Source organism: Candidatus Ruminimicrobium bovinum, from assembly GCF_902760015.1.
Lineage (GTDB): Bacteria > Elusimicrobiota > Endomicrobiia > Endomicrobiales > Endomicrobiaceae > Ruminimicrobium > Ruminimicrobium bovinum.
Genome location: NZ_CACWEU010000246.1, coordinates 1 through 2,558 on the forward strand (window position 1 = coordinate 1; position 2,558 = coordinate 2,558).

Genomic DNA, 2,558 nt, shown 5'->3' on the forward strand with positions numbered 1-2,558 from the left:
CTGCCCGAATGTTTTTATCAAATTTTATATTTATACTTGCCAAAAATTTTTCAAGTTCCTGTTGCTTTTTTATTGAAACGGCATCTAAAAATATATCGTACTTGGGAATACTTACCACAAGAATATTTCCGTTTCTGTCTAAAATATTACCTCTTTTGGGAGTTCTTGTAATTTCGTTATAAACTTTTTTGTCAATATAATTATCCGTATATTTATAACTGAAAATTTGTAATTGTATTGATTTGACTAAAATAAATAAAAACGGAATTATTAAAACAAATCCCCAAACTAATTCTTTATAAAAAACATCATTCTTTTTCTTCATAATTTTGCATATCAATATTAATAATTTGATCTTTTTGAGGAGGTGTAAAATTTTTATCTTTTGCTAATTTATCTAATTTTTCAAGAGCCATAATAGAATTTATTTTGGTCATAATAATATCGTTTTCTTTTTTCAAATTCATTTTTTCGTTTTCCAATTTTGTATTGTCGTCTCCGAGAAACAAAACCCAATTTTGTTGATATTTATAAAAAAATATTAAAACAAGTGCCAATGCCGCTAAAAAAAGCAACTGTCGGATATTTGTGTTTTTTTTCTTTGAATTAGTCATTTGTTTTTTCCAATACTCTCATTTTTGCACTTCTGCTTCTCGGATTATTTTTTATTTCCGTTTCATTTGCAATTATAACTTTTTTATTAACGATCGTAAAAGTTTCGTTACTTAACTCTTTAAACTTTTGTTTTACTATTCTGTCTTCAAGAGAATGATATGTTAAAATTACAACTCTTGCATAAGTGTCTAAAACTTTTGTCGATGAATCTATCAGTTTATTTAAACTTTCAAGTTCATCGTTAACATATATTCTCAATGCCTGAAAAACTTTTGTTGCCGGATTTATTTTGCCTTTTTTCCATTTAACTTTACAAACGATATCGGTTAATTGGTTGCACGTTTTTATTTTTCCTTTAACTCTGTAATTATCAATCTCTTCGGCTATTTGTTTCGCAAAACTTTCTTCACCGTATTTAAAAAATATATCCTGAAGTTGTTCTTTCGAAAAAGAATTAACAACATCATAAGCGGATATATCTTTCGTCTTATCCATTCTCATATCAAGAATATCATTGGAGCTGAATGAAAAACCTCTTGTTTTATCATCCAATTGTTTTGAAGAAACACCTAAATCTGCAAAAATACCGTTAACGGTATTTATTTTAAGTTCCTGCAATTGCGAATATAAATTACTGAAATTAGTCCTGCAAAAAATAACTCTGTCTCTGTAAGGATTAATATCTTTATTTTCCATAAAATGTTTGTATGCATCGGCATCTTGGTCAAATGCTATTATTTTTATATTATCAAAATTTTTTAAAAAATAAATGCTGTGCCCGCCCCCGCCGAAAGTACAATCCACGTAATAACCTTCATTTTCGGTTATTAAATATTTTGTAACTTCATTCACCATAACGGGCTCATGATAAAAAAAATTATCCATTTTTATAAAAAATTGCTTTGCAATGTTAGGTTTACAGTCTTTGGGTTATAAGGTTATACGGTGTTTTTGTTAGATTTATAACCGATAACCCCATAACCCTATGAACCTATAAACTAATTTAAGATGTCTGTACACCGAATTCTGTCCGTTTGTAAAAACAAACGGTATGGTCATTTCTCTGCCGTATAAATTACTTTATACGGTCAAGCGATAAAAACTGCTATCTTGCTTTCCGGTAAGGATTTAGCCGTTTCATTTCATACATTGCTGTATGATTATTCCCTAAGGAATATTTTTACCTTTCGGTAAAAATCGTCACTGTTCGCACCTCTATTCTTGCAAATGACGGGAATTACCCGCTACCGTTTTTCTCTTATAAAAAGAGAGTAAAGTTCGGACTTTCCTCTTTACGTAACTTCAGTAAAGCGACCATACGACATCTTATTAAAAATATTTGAAATTTATACTACTGCTTTTTTATTAAATAATATTCTGGAACAATTATCACAATAAACAAGTTCTGTGCATTTTGTTGCCTGGTTGATTAATTGCGGTCTTAATGTCATACTGCAACAACCGCAACTGTCTCCGTCAATTAAAGCCAATCCTTGTCCGTTTCTGTTTTCCCTTATTCTTTCGTATTGTGATAACAAATTTGAATTTATTGTTTTTGCAAAATCATCTCTTTCTTTTTTTAAATTTAACAAGTTTTGTTCGGATTTTTTAACAGTATCTTGGATATTCGCAATTTCCTGACGAATGTTGTTTTCCGTTTGCTTTAGTTGTTCTTCCTGCTTTTTTACGTTAATAAATTCTTTATCTATATCTTCCATCAATTGTAAAATTTCATCCTCTATTACACTTTTATCCGCCTTTGCTTTTTCTATTTCCAAAAGACATGTTTTGTAAAGGTCATTTGATTTTATCGTGAGTAAATCCGCATTATGTTTTGCTATATTTGCTTCCTTTGTTGCAAGCAATGCTTCTTTTTCTTTTTTTAACGAATTTAAACGAACATATTCGGATTTTTTTTGTTCAAAATCTTTACGTATTTTTTC

3 protein-coding genes, 1 other RNA gene and 1 pseudogene are annotated in these 2,558 nt (G+C 29.2%); all 5 read right to left on the reverse strand.

Annotated elements, in window-relative coordinates:
- Positions 1 to 325, reverse strand: a pseudogene (locus tag ACMUOV_RS08315) (hypothetical protein); the annotation flags it as partial.
- Entirely contained in the window at positions 309 to 614 is a 306-nt protein-coding gene (locus ACMUOV_RS08320) for a hypothetical protein (protein WP_413854676.1), read from the reverse strand. The pseudogene ACMUOV_RS08315 and the gene ACMUOV_RS08320, both read right to left, overlap by 17 nt.
- Positions 607 to 1,500 carry a 16S rRNA (cytosine(1402)-N(4))-methyltransferase RsmH gene (gene rsmH / locus ACMUOV_RS08325; RefSeq protein ID WP_413854677.1) on the reverse strand — a complete coding sequence of 298 codons (894 nt, stop codon included), beginning with the start codon at positions 1,498 to 1,500 and terminating at the stop codon, positions 607 to 609. Before rsmH ends, ACMUOV_RS08320 begins: the two co-directional genes overlap by 8 nt.
- 114 nt (positions 1,501 to 1,614) lie before the next feature.
- Positions 1,615 to 1,945, reverse strand: an RNA gene (rnpB, locus tag ACMUOV_RS08330) — RNase P RNA component class A.
- Positions 1,946 to 1,961: 16 nt separating this feature from the next.
- A partial coding sequence (locus tag ACMUOV_RS08335) for a zinc ribbon domain-containing protein (protein WP_413854679.1) occupies positions 1,962 to 2,558 on the reverse strand: 597 nt, incomplete at its 5' end.